Genomic DNA, 1,342 nt, shown 5'->3' on the forward strand with positions numbered 1-1,342 from the left:
AACCACCTCCGCAGCCATTTATTGGTGTGGTCTACAGAGGATTATGTCTTTTTAGAGGGGAAAATCCCTAGAACCCCACTCTATTAGCAAACCAGCATCTGTTTTTTTGGGGTAACCACTCTCCAGCGTCCTTTCCACACTTACCGTTGTCACCACAACGGTTTACAGTAGGTGAAGCTAATGTAAGATTCAGGAGATCACTGGCAAATTGAATGCGCATTTCACTGGATTGTGAGCACATTCCGCTATCATGTGCTTCACTTGTTGACACTATATGCTCAATGTCTGTGTATCGGTCAGATTCAAAGTAACTGCCAGTGTAAGGGCCATATATCAATCCCCCCATACTACTTACTATGTGATCTTCTACTCGTTGAGAATAGTTGTATTGTTGAGATTTATCGTATGGAGAACATCTATTCTCAGGTTTGACTATTAAACCCCGCCATATCTCTGTTGAATAAGCATCAAAAGAAACCAATAAGATGCTTGTAAGAACAGCTTTAGAAATTGTTTTCATAAACTTCCATTGATTATTATGGTACAGCAATATACTTGAATGCACTAAGCCCAAGCCTTTTGGCATTCGCTCTTGCTGCGGCCTTATTCTTGAATGGATAGATCCCATAACTAGCCAATGTATCTAGTGCCACATCTACCGAATCAATTAACCAAATATCACGAACACACGGAGGACTTCCAGATACTTTAACGTGAAATAAATCTCCATTTTCATCTAATGAAGAAATAGTTTTGGAATCCACATAATTTAGATCAATGTGAACTATCTCACCGTCACTTTTGTAAAACCTGGGATAATTATGAACTGTAACTAGAAGATATCTCATACTATATATTTGCCTTTTGTAGTTAATTTGTCATCGTTTAATGATTTACAGGCGGTATTGCCTCATAGCTAATGTGGTATATTTTTGCATTCTATTAATAGGTGTTCGCATGCACATAACTGTATCTAGTTCTGATAAAAATTTGGACTCTGAACATCACACTTTTGAACAACCTTCCTTGCTGCTTAAAAATCGTATTAAAAGCCCAGAAGCCCAATCCAAATTAAAAATTCTCCGTCTTTCTGATTCAGTACTCAATTGCCACTGTGTATCACCACCAGCCACAATGTATCTACGTAAAAGGGGGGATTACATATTCATGGTGAATCATTATGAGCATGGCCAACATCTGCAAAATTGTCCCTTGTACTCAGACATAAAAGGTTGCAGAGAAGCGGTAAATAGAGATATTTCGCCCTGAGGAATCCCCTAATGATTTTGATAAAAATCATAAATTTAAGGTAGATGCACATCTTGTCATGTGATCAAATGGT

The 1,342-nt window shown here is 38.0% G+C and carries 2 protein-coding genes; both read right to left on the minus strand.

Annotated features, from left to right (window positions below; all coding sequences use genetic code 11):
* Positions 1 to 67: 67 nt before the first annotated feature.
* Positions 68 to 628 (minus strand): DUF1524 domain-containing protein, encoded by a 561-nt coding sequence (locus tag R7035_RS26240; RefSeq protein WP_369292832.1) that lies wholly within the window; start codon positions 626 to 628, stop codon positions 68 to 70.
* Positions 537 to 848: a hypothetical protein gene (locus R7035_RS25370; RefSeq protein WP_025634888.1), complete on the minus strand. Its 312-nt coding sequence runs from the start codon at positions 846 to 848 to the stop codon at positions 537 to 539. Before R7035_RS25370 ends, R7035_RS26240 begins: the two co-directional genes overlap by 92 nt.
* Positions 849 to 1,342: the final 494 nt, after the last annotated feature.

The organism is Vibrio sp. 1731, from assembly GCF_033339955.1.
GTDB lineage: Bacteria > Pseudomonadota > Gammaproteobacteria > Enterobacterales > Vibrionaceae > Vibrio > Vibrio alginolyticus.